The sequence below is a fragment of the Rhizobium sp. R86522 genome, assembly GCF_042466255.1.
Lineage (GTDB): Bacteria > Pseudomonadota > Alphaproteobacteria > Rhizobiales > Rhizobiaceae > Allorhizobium.
In genome coordinates, this window is record NZ_JAXHBX010000001.1 from 2,686,520 (window position 1) to 2,701,148 (window position 14,629).

Consider the following 14,629-nt stretch of genomic DNA (forward strand, 5'->3'; position numbering starts at 1 on the left):
GTAGAAACTACCCCTGGCTCGGCCGAAAAGAGGTTTGCCGCCTCCTTCCGCACGCGATAAGGACGGTCGAAGGCAGACTGGAAGGCTCTCGAAAATGGCGCGGATCATCCCGATCGCTACCGACAAGGACAAGGCGGAGGCCATTGCGGCGGCGACCGAGGTGCTGCTGCGCCACCTTCCCGTGGCGATCCCCACCGAGACCGTCTACGGGCTTGCAGCCGACGCAACCCATCCGGCGGCCATCACGTCGATCTACGAAACAAAGGGGCGGCCGCGCTTCAATCCGCTGATCTGCCACATGGCGGATCTCGAGATGGCGGAACGCTACGCCGACTTCGATCCGATCTCGCGGCAACTGGCGAAGGCCTTCTGGCCGGGGCCGATGACGCTCGTTCTGACGCTCAAGGACAATTGCGACATTCATCCGCTGGCGACCGCGGGGCTCGATACCGTGGGCATACGCGTCCCCGTCGGCTTTACCGCAGAGCTCATTCGCAGTCTCGGCCGGCCGCTTGCAGCACCGAGCGCCAATTCCTCCGGACGGATCAGCCCGACGACGGCGCAGCATGTGGAGGCCGATCTCGGCCAGAAGATCGAGGTCATCGTCGATGGCGGCCCCTGCCCCGTCGGCGTGGAATCGACGATCGTGAAAGTCGAAGGCGGTGAAGTGAGGCTGCTCAGACCGGGCGGCATCGCCGTCGAGGCAATTGAGGCCGTAACGGGCAAGTCGGTCATGCGTCCAAAGACGTCTGGAACGGCAGCGATCGAGGCGCCGGGCATGCTCGCGTCGCATTATGCGCCCAATGCTGCCGTGCGACTGAATGCGACAGAGGTCTCCGGTCGGGAAGCCTTGATCACCTTTGGTCCCGACGACATATCCGGTGCATCGACAGCACATGCCGTTTTCAACCTGAGTCCCAAGGCGGACCTCGCTGAAGCGGCCAGCAATCTCTTCGATTATCTGAAGCGGGCCGATGCAAGTGGCGCGACCGGCATTGCCGTGGCACCGATCCCGGACGAGGGTCTGGGTGAGGCGATCAACGACCGGCTGATGCGGGCGGCTGCACCGCGTGGCTCGGGGGGATGACAAAGATGAATGTGACCATGAGCCTTGCGGACCGTCTGCGCGCCTTCGTCGATATCGTCGGCGAGGCCAATGCCCTGACCACGGCTGCTGATATCAAACCCTATCTGACGGAGAACCGGGGCCTCTATCACGGCGCCTCGCCGCTGGTGCTGAAGCCTGGCTCGACCCAGGAGGTTTCAGCCATCCTCAAGCTCGCCTCTGAAACGGGCACATCGATCGTGCCGGTCAGCGGCCGCACCGGACTTGTCGGTGGGCAAGTGCCGCGGGAGGACGGACACGATGTGCTGCTCTCGCTGGAGCGAATGAACAAGATCCGGGAAGTCGATCCCGTCGCCGATGTGATCGTTGCCGATGGCGGGGCTGTTCTGGCCGATGTGCAGAAGGCGGCAGAGGCGCATGACCGGCTGTTTCCGCTGTCGCTAGGATCCGAAGGCTCGTGCCGGATCGGCGGCAATCTGGCGACCAATGCCGGCGGCACGGCGGTGCTTGCCTATGGCAATATGCGCCAGCTCTGCCTTGGGCTTGAAGTGGTGCTGCCGACGGGCGAGATCTGGGATGGTCTACGGCGCCTGAAGAAGGACAATAGCGGTTACGACCTGCGCGATCTCTTCATCGGCGCGGAGGGCACGCTCGGCGTGATCACCGGCGCCGTTTTGAAGATGGTGCCGCGGCCGCGCGGGCGGCAGGTGGCCTATGCGGGCCTCGCTTCACCAGACGCAGCCCTTGCCCTGTTCGAGAAGGCGTCGCAGCGCTGCGGCTCGGCACTGACAGGCTTCGAGCTGATGCCACGCATTGGCGTGGAATTCACCACCAAGCATATTGTCGGCGTGCGCGATCCACTCGCCTCGATCCATCCCTGGTATGCGCTCATCGACATCTCGACTTCGGATTCGGCCGAGACCGCAGATACGATGATGCATGAGCTTTTGGCCGAAGCGCATGAGGTGGGTCTCGTGTCGGATGCGGCAATCGCCAGTTCGCTCGCCCAGCAGGATGCCTTCTGGCACCTGCGCGAGAGCATGTCCGAAGCGCAGAGACCGGAGGGCGGATCGATCAAGCATGATGTTTCGGTACCCGTCTCCCGCATCCCGGTCTTCCTCAAAGAGGCGGATGCCGCCGTGCATGCCTTGATGCCGGATGCACGGATCTGCGCCTTCGGGCATCTCGGCGATGGCAATATCCATTATAACATCAGCCAGCCTGTGGGTGCCGACAAGGCAGAGTTCATTGGCCGCTGGCGCGAGGTCAATGCCGTGGTGCATGCGGTCGTTCACAAGCATACGGGCTCGATTTCGGCGGAGCATGGCGTCGGTCAGTTAAAGCGCGACGAGCTTGCCGCCAGCCGACCGGCGATCGAAACGGAGCTGATGCGCCGTATCAAGCAGGCCTTCGATCCGGCCGGGATCATGAACCCTGGCAAGGTAATCGGCTGAGACCATGAGCGGCGCCCCTCGCCTTTCGCTCCGGATCGATCTTTCCAATGGCGCAAGGCTCGGGCCGGGCAAGGCGCAGTTGCTTTTGCTGATTGAGGAGCACGGCTCGATCCGGGCGGCGGGGGCGGCAATGGGCATGTCCTATCGGCGGGCCTGGCTGCTGGCGGACGAGATCAACCGCATGTTCAAGGAGCCTTCGATCTTCACCCGCCACGGGGGCAGAAGCGGCGGCGGTGCCGGGCTGACGCCGTTCGGCGAGTCGCTGATCGGCGCCTGCAGGCGCATGGATGCGGAGAGCCGAAAGGCGCTGTCGGCGGATCTCGCCTGGCTTGAAAGCATGCAGGCAGCGGATTTCGTCGCCGGCGGTCGCAAGAGTGACGACGACGGCTGAAGCCTCAGCCTCGCGCCTGACGGAACAGAGCTTCCGAAGCAATCGAGACCGTCTTGAACAGCAGATGCACGCGCATTCCAGGCGCGAGTGCGAGTTGGCGGCACGAGCGCCGTGTTACCTCTGCGATGAGAGCCTGGCCGTGGCAATCGACGGTCAGCGTTACGCTGCCGCTGTCGCGCTCGGAAAGCTCGACGATTTCACCCGAGAGCCGGTTGAGCGCCGAAAGCCCCTCGCCTGCCTCGGTCGCAACGACGATATCGGAGACAGGAACGAAAACGCGGACACGGGTGCCAACCGGCAGCGGCGTTTGCCGCAGAAGGATCGGGCCGGCGGCCGACAGCGCTTCTGTCAGGCCGTCGTCCTCGTGATGCCCGGTGATCTCGGCTTCGATGAAATTACCTGCCGGAAGCTCACCGGAGGCTTCAGCCACCATCGCGAGCGCCTCATCGGGGCGTCCGACGGCGATCGCTTTGCCGGCGTCGAAGGTGACGACGGCCGTTGCCAGCCGTGCCACCTCCTCGACGGAGTGGCTGACATAGAGGATCGGCACACCGAATTCGTCGCGGATGCGCTCGATATAGGGCAGGATCTGCGCCTTTAGCGCGCCATCGAGCGCCGAGAGCGGCTCGTCCATCAGGAGCAGTTTCGGGCTTGCCATCAGCGCACGGCCAAGGGCCACGCGCTGCTTTTCGCCGCCGGAGAGATTTGCCGGGCGGCGGGCGAGCAGGTCGGTGATGCCGAGCAGCGACGTGATGCGGGTGAGATCCTCGCGGCGTTCGGCGCGCGGAAGCAGGCGTTCGCCGTAGCACAGGTTCTGCAGGACCGTCAGATGCGGAAAGAGGCGCCCTTCCTGGAAGACATAGCCGATGCGGCGGCGATGCGGCGGCAGGAAGGTCGAGGCGTCGCTCCAGGTGTCGCCGTTGAAGCTGATGCGCCCCTCCTGAGGTCGGATCAGGCCGGCAACAATATTGATCAACGTCGTCTTACCGGAGCCGGAAGCGCCGAACAGGGCTGTCAGCCCCTCGCCCACCGCAAGATCGGCTGCAAGCGTGAAATCACCCTGACGATGGCGGATCGACAGCTCCAGCATCAGGCGGCTCCCACACGAGCGGCGATGCGGCGTGACAGAAACTCGGAAGCGATGAGGGCACCGAGCGACAGGACGATCGAGATCACGGTGAGGCGCATGGCGGCGAGGTCACCACCGGGCACCTGGGTATAGGTATAGATCGCCGATGCCAGCGTCTGGGTTTCGCCGGGAATGTTGGAGACGAACGTGATCGTCGCGCCGAATTCGCCCATCGATTTGGCGAAGGCAAGTATGGCGCCGGCGGCGATGCCGGGCAGGATCAACGGCAGGGTCACCGTGAAGAAGACGTAAGGCGGCGGTGCGCCAAGGGTGGAAGCGGCAGCCTCCAGCTTACGATCGACGGCATCCAGCGACAGGCGGATCGAACGCACCAGCAGCGGAAAGCCCATGACGGCCGCGGCCAGGGCCGCTCCCGTCCACCTGAAGGAGAAGACGAGGCCAAAGGTCTCTTCCAGGAAGGCGCCGACGGCGCCTCTGCGGCCAAAGGTGATGAGAAGAAGGTAGCCGGTGACAACAGGCGGCAGGATCAGCGGCAGATGCACAAGGCCGTTGAGAAGCGACTTGCCCCAGAACTCCTTGCGCGACAAAAGCCAGGCCACGAGAAGCCCCAAAGGGAGCGAAAAGGTCACGGCAACGGCCGCGACCTTCAGGCTGAGCAGCATCGCGGTCCATTCTTCGGCCGTCAGGGTCAAATGTGGCATCCCGGATGCTTGGTCGTGGCCATGTCAGTTTGTCTTGGCCAGGACTGTGAAGCCGGCGGCGATGAAGATGGCATGGGCGTCCACGCCCTGCAAGTAAGCGAGGAATTCGGCGGCGCGCGGGTTCTTGCTATCCGTCGTGAGAGCTGCCGGATAGACGATGGCGGGATGGCTGTCCTCGGGGAAGCGGTCGAGGATCTTCACGCCGGGATCAACCCTGGCATCCGTTTCGTAGACGATGCCGAGCGGTGCTTCGCCGCGCGAGACGAGCAGCAGGGCAGCACGGACATTCTCGACCTGGGCAACCTTGTCCTTGACGCTCTCCCAGACGCCGAGGCTTTCGAGCGCGGCCTTGCCATAGGCTCCGGCGGGCACGGCATCGACATTGGCCATGGCCAGACGTTCACCGCCAAGAAGGGATGCGAGCGGGAAGCCAGGGGCGATGGTCGTCGTCGTGGCCGCATCCGTCGGCGCGACAAGAACGATCCGGTTGCCGAGCAGGTTCACCCGGCTGTCCGCCTTTACCTGGCCCACCGTCTCAAGGTGGTCCATCCATTTGAGATCGGCAGAAATGAAGAGGTCTGCTGGCGCGCCCTGCTCGATCTGCCTGGCGAGCGCCGAGCTGCCGGCGAGGGAGAGCCGGACCTCCGTTCCGCCCGCTTGCTTCCACGCAGCGGCAATCTCTTCGAGGCTCTCCTTCAGACTTGCGGCGGCGAAGACCGTGACCGGGTGTTCGGCGCGCCCACCCGACGGAGCAAGGATCATGACGCCTACTGCCAGGAGCATGGCCAGCGCCAAAGCTTTCGTCTTCAACCGGTTGATCACAAAGCCCCCCGTAGCGATATATCCCAACGGATATATCGATAGCCAAAAGCAAACCCGCAGACAAGAGGACTGCGGGTTGCGGGAATGAACGTTGATCAGGCCTTCAGCTGCGCCAGGCTGAACAGCAGATCCGCCGAGATGCTGCCACTGCCGCCGCTCAGAATGGAGACGGCGGAATTGCTGAAACTGGCGTTTTCCGTGTCGTACATGGCAGTGTAGCGCTGCAAGAACCGCTCCAGTTTGGTTGGATCCTGCAGGTCGGCCAGGTCGAGGTTGTCGTTGATGATGCGCGCCTGCTGGTCGACGTCCATGTTGGAGAACTCGTCCGAGAAACCGAACGTCGTCCGGAAGACCGCCATGAGCGCGTCGTCGGCGATGAGGCCATAGGCATCGGTGATGTTCGGCGCGGTGCGCTCGAAATAGAGCGCCAGTCGGACAGCCTCGTTGCTTGCGCCTTCGGTTTCTTCCAGCGTCTGCCGGAGATACTTGTTCACGGTTTCCAGGGTCTCGCCACGCTGCTGGACCGTACCGATCGTCTCGCGGGTCAGATTGCCATTGGCGTCAAAGTTGAAGGAAGCGACAAGTTCGGCCCAGCGGCCATCCGGCTGCTGATTGACGAAGCTCTTGGGGTCGGACAGGTCCGACGCGAAAACCTGCTTGAGGAAGTCATCGGTGACATCCTCTGGATCCAGGCCGTAGGCGCCGATGACCACGTCGATAACGTCGCGATCGGCAAGCAGCTCCTTGACGGTGTCGATCGACTGAATGCGCTCCTGGTAAACCTCGGCCTTTTTGGTCGCGGCTTCGCGTGCGGCGGTTCTCTCGTTGTCGTCGAGGAAGCGGACTTCGTTGATGACATATTGCTTCGCGATCATCGTCGCCGTCAGCGTATTGTGCGGCGAAAGCGGCACGGCGGCATTGCCCTCGCCGTCGAAGTTGAAGAGCTTCGACATCTCGATCAGACGCGTGTCCTTCGACTTGTTGGCAAAACTGTTTGGATCGGTGAAATCGCTGGTCAGGGCCTGCCTCAGTTCGCGCACCGAGAATTCATTGGCCTCGAAACCAAACGTACGCTGCAGGACAAGGCGCATCGTCGTGTCAGTCAGAATGTCATCGACGTTTTCGGCCTCGGAGATATTGGTCTTGAAGAGCTCGGTCAAAGCCTCTTTGCGCTCTTCATCCGCATCGTCGTAGAAGGTTGCAAAGCCCGAATTCGTCGATGCGAGCTGTGTGGAACCCTGCGCGGTCATGCCGCTTTCGACCGTTCCGTCGCTAGCGAAGTTGAACTTGCCGGCAATGGCCACCCACGCATCGCCGCCATTGGTGGCCGCGTAGCTGTTCGGGTCGGAGGTGTCGCTCGTTACGATCTGCTTGAAGGTCGAAGCCCCCATCGAGCCCAGCTCGAATGCAGTCTTGACGTAATTGAACAGGCGCGTATCGGCGGTCAGTTCATCGACCGACGTGATCGTCGCGATCTTCTGCTCATAATAGGCGCGCTCGCGCTGACGATAGTAATCGGTGACGTAGATCTGCTCTTCGTCGACATACAGCGAGACGGTGGCCTCCTTCTGGGCCGCCGTCTGGGCAGTCGCGCCAGAGAGCGAGCCATCGGCATTGAAGTCGAAGGCTTCGGCGAGCTTCAGGAATTTCGACGCGTTGGCAGCGCCATTGGCGACCAACTGATTGACATAGCTGTTCGGATCCGAGGTGTCGCTCGTGAGGACCTTGGTCAAATGATCCTTGGTATAGACGTTGCCGTCGATGCCATAGGCATCGAGTGCGAAGGTCATCAGGCGGCTATTGTTGACCAAGCCGCTGACGCTGGTGATGTTGTCGATTACGGCCTCGTAGTAGAAGGCTTCCGCCTCCAGCGTGTCGCTCTGGGCCGTAAGCGAGGCTTCGTATCTTTCGAGCAATATCGTCTGCTGGGAGTCCGTCTGCAGATCGGTCTTTTCCGCCGAGAACTGGAAAGAAGCGGCGAAATTGCGGTAGCGCTCGTCGGTCAGCTGGTTGGCGAAGCTCGCTTCGTCGGAGAGATCGCTTTCCAGCACCTTTTTCATGAAGGCCTTGGCATAGGTCATCTCTTCGAGACCATGGGCCTTCATCGCATAGGAATAGAGCTGGTAGTCGTCGAGGAATTCCTCGAGGTTCGTGACCTTGCCGATGTTCTCCTTGAAGTACTCGGTCTGGCGCGCGACAACCGGATCGGAAGCGGTGCGGTTGATGCTCCCCTTGATGTCACGGTTGACGAGATTGTAGCTCAGATAGGTCGAGACCATCGGAATTCCTTAGAGAACACAGCGCGCGCGAATCACAGTATGGCGCAAAATCCTTGCCTCAAGCTTTATGAATTCATGAAGAAGCCTTAGGTCGTTTCTGCGCTCCAAAGTCGATGATCAGACCATTCAGGCGGTATCCGTTTCGTGTCGGTACAGATCGAAGAGGAGTTTCACCTTTTCGAAACCGTGACCGGTACGACAAAACTAACCATTTGACCGCGCAAGGTTTTCTTTACCGCATCTTTTAAGCTGTCTCCAACAGCGGCTGGCTATCTTGCACCCACAGAGGACGAAAAGTCCCGAACAGACGAGCACATGACGCGCTCTCGGGTAAAACAAGGGTAGCATGAAGATGACGAACACGGTTTTGAAGCCAGCATGGGCCGGCGCCACTCTGCGTCTGGATCCCTCGCGGTTCCCCCAGCAGGTGACTTACGCATTGCGGGGCGCTCTGGGCGACGTCACGATCACCATCGATGAGCGCGGCGCCGTTCTGCGCAAGATCCTCCCCGGCAGTGGCTTGCCGCTGTCCTTTGCTCTTCCAGCGCGGGCCTTCAAGGGCGTTGCCGCGCGCGCCATCGACCATGGCGACGGTGAAGTCACCGTGACGCTTGAACTGCATCACGACGATCCGGATCTCTGCATTCCGCTGCTCGTGGCTCATGATCTCTGCGATATCGCTGCCGACTGGCGCGGCTGGGCGGATGCGTTCCGCATTCCCATGCTGATGGTCGAAGCCGATGGCGTGGCTCGTCCGCTTGAAGAGCATCTCGGCGATGTCCGCACCAAGGAAACGCAGCCGCGTCGCCGCCACTCCTATTTCGCCGAGCGTAGGCCGCGCTTCCTGGTGCGTCGCACGACCGGCAAGCTGGGTGTAACCATGAAGATTTCCGGAAAGGAAATCATCGCACGCAACTGATCGCGTCCCAACACTGAACAGCCAGAGGCCCGGAAGGCAACTTCCGGGCCTCTGGCTTTTGAGGGACATCGGCTGCCGGCGTCTCGAAATGAAACGAGATCAGCGCCTGGATTAGCGAGAACTGTACAAAGCTCAGGCGAAAGGAATGGCGGCGACGAGCCCTAAGAAAATGATCAGGCCGACGCGGTTGTTCGACTTGAACAGCGCCAGGCACTGCGCTCCATCATCGATGTCGAGCACCTTGATCTGCCAGGCGAAGAGCGCAGCTGCAATCAAGAGACCTATGATTGCGGGGAAAGCCGCACCGGCAGCGATAAAGGCCGACAGGAGTAGCACCAGCGTCAACCCATAGAGCCCGCTCAGCCAGATCTTGGTGTCGCGATCGAAGAGACGCGCCGTCGAGCGGACGCCGACCAGCGCATCATCCTCGCGGTCCTGATGGGCGTAGATCGTGTCGTAGCCGATCGTCCAGGCGACCGCCCCGACATAGACGAGAATGGCAGCGAGCGAGAGATTGCCGTGCAGGCCGGCCCAACCCATCAGGCCGCCCCAAGAAAAAGCCAGCCCGAGGAAGAATTGCGGCCAGTCGGTGAAGCGCTTGGCAAAGGGATAGATTGCGACGACGGCGAGCGACAGGATGCCGAGCATGATCGAGAAGCTGTTGAAGCAGAGGAGCACGACGAGCCCGACCAGGGACTGCACGACCATGAAGATCTTGGCGTTGCGGCGCGAGATGCGCCCCGACGGCAGCGGACGCGACCGCGTCCGGGCGACCATGTTGTCGATCTCATGGTCGACGAGGTCGTTATAGGTGCAGCCTGCGCCGCGCATGGCGACGGAACCGACGAAGAACAGGAAGAGGTGGAAGACGAAAAGCGGAAGGTTCAGGCGCCCCTCGGCCGCAAGCGCATTGGCGGCAAGCGCCGAGGACCAGAAGCAGGGCCACATCAGGAGCTGCCAGCCGATCGGCCGATCCCAGCGGGCGAGCTGGGCATGCGGCCAGAGCCATCGCGGCAGAATGCGATAGACGAAGTTGTCGGAGGGCGCGTCGATGACGCGATCGATGTTCGGCTCAGTGGTGCTCATGGCCCAACTGATAGAGCATGGGCGGGTTCAAGAAAACCGCCCGCTCCCATCGCCGCTGCAAAATCGGCTGCGGCCTTTTCGTCAGTTGAAGCTGACGCCGAACTTATAGCTGGCAGAGACGCCGAACATCAGCTGATTCTTGCTGCCGCGTTCCTGCACGAGGCTCGAATCGGCAGCCGGGCCGGCGAGCCGCTTGTATTCGGTAAAGGCGCTCATGGTGATCTTGTCGGTGGCGTTCCAAGTGATCGCCCCGCCCGCACCATAGGAGGTCACGCCACCGTCCGGATTGTACTGGCTGAGCCCCGACGCGGCAGATTCGGCCGCGTCCACGCCGTAGTAAGCGCTGGTGTAACCGCTGGTGGCGAAGGTCATGCGCGGACCGGCCGAGACCCTGAGATCGGGCGCGATATCGGTGAAGGCGTCGACCGCGATATCGGCGACCAAGCCATCATGGGCGCGGATGCCCTGACGCACTTCGGCACGGGCCCGCATCCAGTCGGTGACATAGACATCGGCGAAACCGCCGAGTTCACCGCCCCACTTGACCTCGGAGAGGCCCCGCAGCGCATCGTCAGTACCGGCGTCGCGCGAGGGCACGAACTTGCCGACAACACCGGCACGCAGAACGTCCGTGTTGTAGATTGCGAAAGACGGATTGTCGTTGCGCGAGGAGAAGCGCGGCGCACCGCCACGGCCGACCGAAATGATCGGCTGGAAGAAGAGCTTGCGGTTCTTGGAGCCTTCGAAGGTCGGCGCGGAGATGCCGGCGCCGCCGAGGGTGACATACCAGTTTCCGGAGAAGAGACCATCGGCGAAGGCCGGCGAAGACGAGACCGCAACCGATGCGGAAAGCAGGGCGATAAGACGCAGCCTGTTCATGAAGACCCCCAAGAAAACGCAGTACACGAGACCGAAGATCGCGATCTCAACTTCGTTCAATATTTCAGGAATCCGTTACAGGATCTTTAACCACATCGGCGGCTCAGGACACTTCGGCTGCCAGGACATCAGGCGCACTGATCGATCCATCAGCCAAGCTTCTGGATTCATGTGGAAATCCACCTCGCGCGGCGGTTTTGACCTGGATCGTTGCCAAATCGTGTCCTGAGGGCGTGTTTCACCTTGACCTTGGAGCCTGAGGCGACTTTGCTGCGAAGCAACGAGAACAGGAGACCCGCCATGGCCGTCGATACATCCGCCCGCACCCCCACCTTCACCTATGTCGACGGAGAATGGTTTGCCGGCAACCCGCCGCTGATCGGGCCGGTCTCGCATGCGATGTGGCTTGGCTCGACGGTGTTTGACGGTGCGCGCTGGTTCGACGGCATTGCCCCGGATCTCGACCTGCATTGCCAGCGCGTCAATCGCTCGGCCGCCAACATGGGCATGAAGGCGACCATGGAGGCCGAGGAGATCGAGCGCCTCGCCTGGGAAGGCGTCGAGAAGTTCGACGGCAAGACCGCGATCTACATCAAGCCGATGTATTGGGCCGAACACGGCCAGATGGGCTCGGTGGTCGCAGCCGATCCGGAATCGACGCGCTTTGCGCTCTGCCTGTTCGAAGCGCCAATGCACACAGCGAAGCCCTCCTCGCTGACGGTTTCCCCCTTTCGGCGTCCGACGCCCGAATGCGCGATGACCGACGCAAAGACCGGCAGCCTCTATCCGAATTCCGGTCGGATGATCATCGATGCCCGCAAACGCGGCTTCGACAATGCGCTGGTGCGCGACATGAACGGCAATGTCGTGGAGACGGCCTCCTCCAACGTCTTCATGGTGAAGGATGGTGTGGTCTTCACCCCGGCCGCCAATCGCACCTTCCTTGCGGGCATCACCCGTGCGCGCATCATGGGCCTACTGCGCCAGGCCGGCTTCGAGGTGCGCGAGGTGACGCTTTCGGTCGAAGACTTCATGAATGCCGACGAGATTTTCCAGACCGGCAATTATTCCAAGGTCGTGCCTGTGACGCGTCTCGATGACGCGCAGTTCCAGGAAGGCCCGGTGACGCGCAAGGCACTGGAACTCTACATGGACTGGGCGAAATCGACTGCCGGCACGGACGGCTGACCCCTCGCAACGCGCCTGCCCCGCGTCCCGGCCGCTTGATCGCGGCCCCTCGCCTCTCTATCTCTCGCTGAGCTGAATGTTTCCATTTTCGGAAGGATCTCCCTTGTCCGTCTTCAAGAACCTGCCCGCCGCACCCGCCGCCGCCAAGAAGCCCGATTCCGATACCCGTCACGGCATCACGAGAACGGACGAATACGCCTGGCTGCGCGCCGACAACTGGCAGGCCATGTTCAAGGATACCTCGATCCTCGATCCGGAAATCCGCTCCACTCTCGAAGCCGAGAACGCCTATATGGAAGCGGCGATGGCGGACACCAAGGAGCTGCAGAAGACGCTGTTTGCCGAGATGAAGGGTCGTATCAAGGAAGACGATTCCTCGATCCCGATGAAGGACGGCCCCTTTGCCTATGGCTCTGCCTTTGTCACCGGCGGCGAGCAGCCGCGCTATTTCCGCATTCCGCGTGACGGCAGCCCGAAGGACGAGTCGATCCGCGACCTGCTGCTCGATGGCGACAAGGAAGCTGTCGGCAAGGACTATTTCCGCCTGTCCGGCATCGATCACACGACAGACCACAGCTTCGGCATCTGGGGTTACGACGACAAGGGCTCGGAATACTACACGCTGCGGATCCGCGATCTCTCCACCAAGCAGGATCTGGACGATGTGCTCGAAAATACCGCCGGCGGCGGTGTCTGGGCGCCTGATGGCAAGAGCTTCTTCTATACGCTGCAGGATGAGAACCACCGTCCGTCAAAGGTCTTCCACCATATCGTGGGTCAACCGCAGTCGTCTGACCGGCTGGTGTATGAGGAAAAGGACCCCGGTTTCTTCATGGGCGTCGGCGGCTCGTTGCTCGACGACTTCATCTTCATCGACATCCACGACCACGAAACATCCGAATACCGCCTGCTGTCCACCAAGGATTTGACGACTGAGCCCGTGCTGGTCGCCGAGCGCGAAGAGGGCGTGGAATATTCGATGACGGAAGGCGGCGATGTCTTCTACATCCTGACCAATGCCGATGATGCCAAGGACTTCAAGATCGTCGAGGCGCCGGTGACCGCGCCGGGCAAAGCGAACTGGAAAGACCTCGTGCCGCACGAGCCGGGCCGTCTAATCCTCAACCACATGGCGTTCGCCCGCCACCTCGTCTGGCTGGAACGTCGCGAGGGTCTGCCTGTCATCATGATCCGCGACCGCAAGTCGGGCGAGGAGCACTCGATTGCCTTTGCGGAAGAAGCCTATTCGCTGGGACTTCAGGGCGCTGCGGAATACGAAACCGATATCATCCGCTTCTCCTATTCGTCGATGACGACGCCAAGCCAGCTGTTCGACTACAACATGGCGACGCGCGAGCGCACACTTCTGAAGACCCAGGAAGTACCATCAGGCCATAACCCGGAGGATTATGTCACCCGCCGCGTCTTTGCCGAAGCGCATGACGGCGAGACGGTGCCGGTTACCCTGCTCTACCGCCGCGACACGAAGCTCGACGGCTCCGCCCCCTGCCTGCTCTATGGTTACGGTGCCTATGGCATCACCATTCCCGCCGGCTTCAACACCAATTGCCTGTCGCTCGCCGATCGCGGCTTCGTCTATGCCATCGCCCATATCCGCGGCGGCAAGGACAAGGGCTTCTCCTGGTACGAAGACGGCAAGATGGAAAAGAAGGTCAATACCTTCAAGGACTTCATCTCGGCTGCCGACCACCTGGTGAAGGAGAAGTTCACCTCCTTTGACCGGATCATCGCCGAAGGCGGCTCGGCCGGCGGCATGCTGATGGGTGCCGTCGCCAACATGGCGCCAGAGAAGTTCGCCGGCATCATCGCCGCCGTGCCGTTCGTGGATGTGCTCAACACCATGCTCGACGACACGCTGCCACTCACCCCGCCGGAATGGCCGGAATGGGGCAACCCGATCGAGTCGGAAGAGGAATATCGCTGGATCGCGGCCTACAGCCCTTACGACAATGTCGAGAAGAAGCCCTATCCGCCGATCATCGCTCTTTCAGGCCTCACCGACCCGCGTGTCACCTATTGGGAGCCGACCAAGTGGATCGCGCGGCTGCGGGATACGGCGCCGGATGCAGGCCCCTTCCTGCTGAAGACCAACATGGCCGCAGGCCATGGCGGCAAGTCGGGGCGTTTCCAGCGATTGGAAGAGATCGCGTTTGAATATGCCTATGCGATCAAGGTGGCGGGGAAGGTCTAAAGCGGCAGCGCGGTCGCAGACTCCAAGCAATAACGGGTGCGTTTTCGGTATTGTTTCGGCAATGCCTGAAACAGCCGCGCCTTAAAATTTCGATTCGCCGCCCGTACTTTCAGTCGCGACATTGCGCAAGGGGCAATTCTCATGGCGACATCGCCGGCGCAAGCTTCGCGCAAGGTTGAAAGGTTAACAAAAGGTTAATTCTTCAACTGAGGTGTCCGCCATGAGGATCGAAAGCGGCCTGAGCGGCTACTCCTACCAAAGCCGATACGTGCCGAACACGGCAGGCGCGGAGGATGCTGCCCCCGAAACGTCCAACACCAGCGCACCCCGCGGAAGCGGTGCGAGCACGTTTTCCAGTACGCTCCTGTCGAACCAGCTGGCTTCGGCCTTGTGGACCGTCGAAGGCTCGCGCAAGGCGATCGTCGACATCGGCAATGGCCCGAACCGGGATCGCCAGCCTGCCGATTCCCGGGTGCAGATGGTGGAAGCCGCCTACCGGGAATACGAGATACCCCCTTCGCCCTATCAGGAATTCTGATGAG

General features: G+C 61.6%; 14 protein-coding genes. 8 read left to right on the plus strand and 6 right to left on the minus strand.

Annotation, left to right across the window (positions count from 1 at the left end):
• Positions 1-94 precede the first annotated feature (94 nt).
• The 3 genes from SJY08_RS13150 to SJY08_RS13160 are packed head-to-tail and all read left to right on the plus strand — an operon-like array spanning position 95 to position 2,911.
• Entirely contained in the window at positions 95-1,087 is a 993-nt protein-coding gene (locus SJY08_RS13150) for an L-threonylcarbamoyladenylate synthase (protein WP_377276140.1), read from the plus strand.
• Positions 1,084-2,520, plus strand: a complete 1,437-nt coding sequence (locus SJY08_RS13155; protein WP_377276142.1) for an FAD-binding oxidoreductase — start codon at positions 1,084-1,086, stop codon at positions 2,518-2,520. Before SJY08_RS13150 ends, SJY08_RS13155 begins: the two co-directional genes overlap by 4 nt.
• Positions 2,521-2,524: 4 nt before the next feature.
• Entirely contained in the window at positions 2,525-2,911 is a 387-nt protein-coding gene (locus SJY08_RS13160) for a winged helix-turn-helix domain-containing protein (protein ID WP_377276144.1), read from the plus strand.
• Positions 2,912-2,915: 4 nt separating this feature from the next.
• On the opposite strand, the gene modC is transcribed toward SJY08_RS13160, so the two are convergent.
• The 4 genes from modC to SJY08_RS13180 form a co-directional block, all read right to left on the minus strand.
• On the minus strand, positions 2,916-4,001 hold the full coding sequence (gene modC, locus SJY08_RS13165; protein ID WP_377276146.1) for a molybdenum ABC transporter ATP-binding protein: 1,086 nt from the start codon (positions 3,999-4,001) through the stop codon (positions 2,916-2,918).
• The gene (modB, locus tag SJY08_RS13170; protein WP_377276148.1) at positions 4,001-4,702 is read right to left on the minus strand and encodes a molybdate ABC transporter permease subunit; all 702 of its coding nucleotides are present in this window, start codon (positions 4,700-4,702) and stop codon (positions 4,001-4,003) included. The genes modC and modB overlap by 1 nt, the downstream gene beginning before the upstream one ends.
• A gap of 24 nt (positions 4,703-4,726) precedes the next feature.
• Positions 4,727-5,485 carry a molybdate ABC transporter substrate-binding protein gene (gene modA / locus SJY08_RS13175; protein WP_377276150.1) on the minus strand — a complete coding sequence of 253 codons (759 nt, stop codon included), beginning with the start codon at positions 5,483-5,485 and terminating at the stop codon, positions 4,727-4,729.
• A 134-nt stretch (positions 5,486-5,619) separates the two neighbouring features.
• Positions 5,620-7,803, minus strand: a complete 2,184-nt coding sequence (locus SJY08_RS13180; protein ID WP_377276152.1) for a DUF1217 domain-containing protein — start codon at positions 7,801-7,803, stop codon at positions 5,620-5,622.
• A gap of 352 nt (positions 7,804-8,155) precedes the next feature.
• Here SJY08_RS13180 and SJY08_RS13185 point away from each other — a divergent pair, with 352 nt between their 5' ends.
• Positions 8,156-8,722, plus strand: coding sequence for a DUF6101 family protein (locus tag SJY08_RS13185; RefSeq protein ID WP_054148983.1), 567 nt, complete (start codon positions 8,156-8,158; stop codon positions 8,720-8,722).
• A gap of 132 nt (positions 8,723-8,854) precedes the next feature.
• Here SJY08_RS13185 and ubiA read toward each other — a convergent pair whose 3' ends face one another.
• Complete coding sequence (gene ubiA, locus SJY08_RS13190) at positions 8,855-9,808, minus strand: 4-hydroxybenzoate octaprenyltransferase (protein ID WP_377276154.1); 954 nt, start codon at positions 9,806-9,808, stop codon at positions 8,855-8,857.
• A gap of 81 nt (positions 9,809-9,889) precedes the next feature.
• Complete coding sequence (locus tag SJY08_RS13195; RefSeq protein WP_054148982.1) at positions 9,890-10,687, minus strand: MipA/OmpV family protein; 798 nt, start codon at positions 10,685-10,687, stop codon at positions 9,890-9,892.
• On the opposite strand from SJY08_RS13195, the gene SJY08_RS13200 reads away from it, so the two are divergent.
• From SJY08_RS13200 to SJY08_RS13215, 4 genes are all read left to right on the plus strand, one after another.
• Complete coding sequence (locus tag SJY08_RS13200) at positions 10,686-10,916, plus strand: hypothetical protein (protein ID WP_194842777.1); 231 nt, start codon at positions 10,686-10,688, stop codon at positions 10,914-10,916. The two genes, SJY08_RS13195 and SJY08_RS13200, sit on opposite strands and share 2 nt — an antisense overlap.
• A 71-nt stretch (positions 10,917-10,987) precedes the next feature.
• A complete protein-coding gene (locus SJY08_RS13205) occupies positions 10,988-11,875 on the plus strand; it encodes a branched-chain amino acid aminotransferase (protein ID WP_153761614.1) in 888 nt (295 codons plus the stop codon).
• 103 nt (positions 11,876-11,978) lie between these two features.
• Positions 11,979-14,087 carry a S9 family peptidase gene (locus SJY08_RS13210; protein WP_377276157.1) on the plus strand — a complete coding sequence of 703 codons (2,109 nt, stop codon included), beginning with the start codon at positions 11,979-11,981 and terminating at the stop codon, positions 14,085-14,087.
• Positions 14,088-14,307: 220 nt separating this feature from the next.
• Complete coding sequence (locus SJY08_RS13215) at positions 14,308-14,625, plus strand: hypothetical protein (protein ID WP_054148876.1); 318 nt, start codon at positions 14,308-14,310, stop codon at positions 14,623-14,625.
• Positions 14,626-14,629: the final 4 nt, after the last annotated feature.

Coding starts and splice junctions, on each gene's coding strand:
- SJY08_RS13150 (WP_377276140.1), top strand. CDS start 95: ATGGCGCGGATCATCCCGATCGCTACCGACAAGGACAAGGCGGAGGCC.
- SJY08_RS13155 (WP_377276142.1), top strand. CDS start 1,084: ATGACAAAGATGAATGTGACCATGAGCCTTGCGGACCGTCTGCGCGCC.
- SJY08_RS13160 (WP_377276144.1), top strand. CDS start 2,525: ATGAGCGGCGCCCCTCGCCTTTCGCTCCGGATCGATCTTTCCAATGGC.
- modC (WP_377276146.1), bottom strand. CDS start 4,001: ATGCTGGAGCTGTCGATCCGCCATCGTCAGGGTGATTTCACGCTTGCA.
- modB (WP_377276148.1), bottom strand. CDS start 4,702: ATGCCACATTTGACCCTGACGGCCGAAGAATGGACCGCGATGCTGCTC.
- modA (WP_377276150.1), bottom strand. CDS start 5,485: ATGCTCCTGGCAGTAGGCGTCATGATCCTTGCTCCGTCGGGTGGGCGC.
- SJY08_RS13180 (WP_377276152.1), bottom strand. CDS start 7,803: ATGGTCTCGACCTATCTGAGCTACAATCTCGTCAACCGTGACATCAAG.
- SJY08_RS13185 (WP_054148983.1), top strand. CDS start 8,156: ATGACGAACACGGTTTTGAAGCCAGCATGGGCCGGCGCCACTCTGCGT.
- ubiA (WP_377276154.1), bottom strand. CDS start 9,808: ATGAGCACCACTGAGCCGAACATCGATCGCGTCATCGACGCGCCCTCC.
- SJY08_RS13200 (WP_194842777.1), top strand. CDS start 10,686: ATGAAGACCCCCAAGAAAACGCAGTACACGAGACCGAAGATCGCGATC.
- SJY08_RS13195 (WP_054148982.1), bottom strand. CDS start 10,687: ATGAACAGGCTGCGTCTTATCGCCCTGCTTTCCGCATCGGTTGCGGTC.
- SJY08_RS13205 (WP_153761614.1), top strand. CDS start 10,988: ATGGCCGTCGATACATCCGCCCGCACCCCCACCTTCACCTATGTCGAC.
- SJY08_RS13215 (WP_054148876.1), top strand. CDS start 14,308: ATGAGGATCGAAAGCGGCCTGAGCGGCTACTCCTACCAAAGCCGATAC.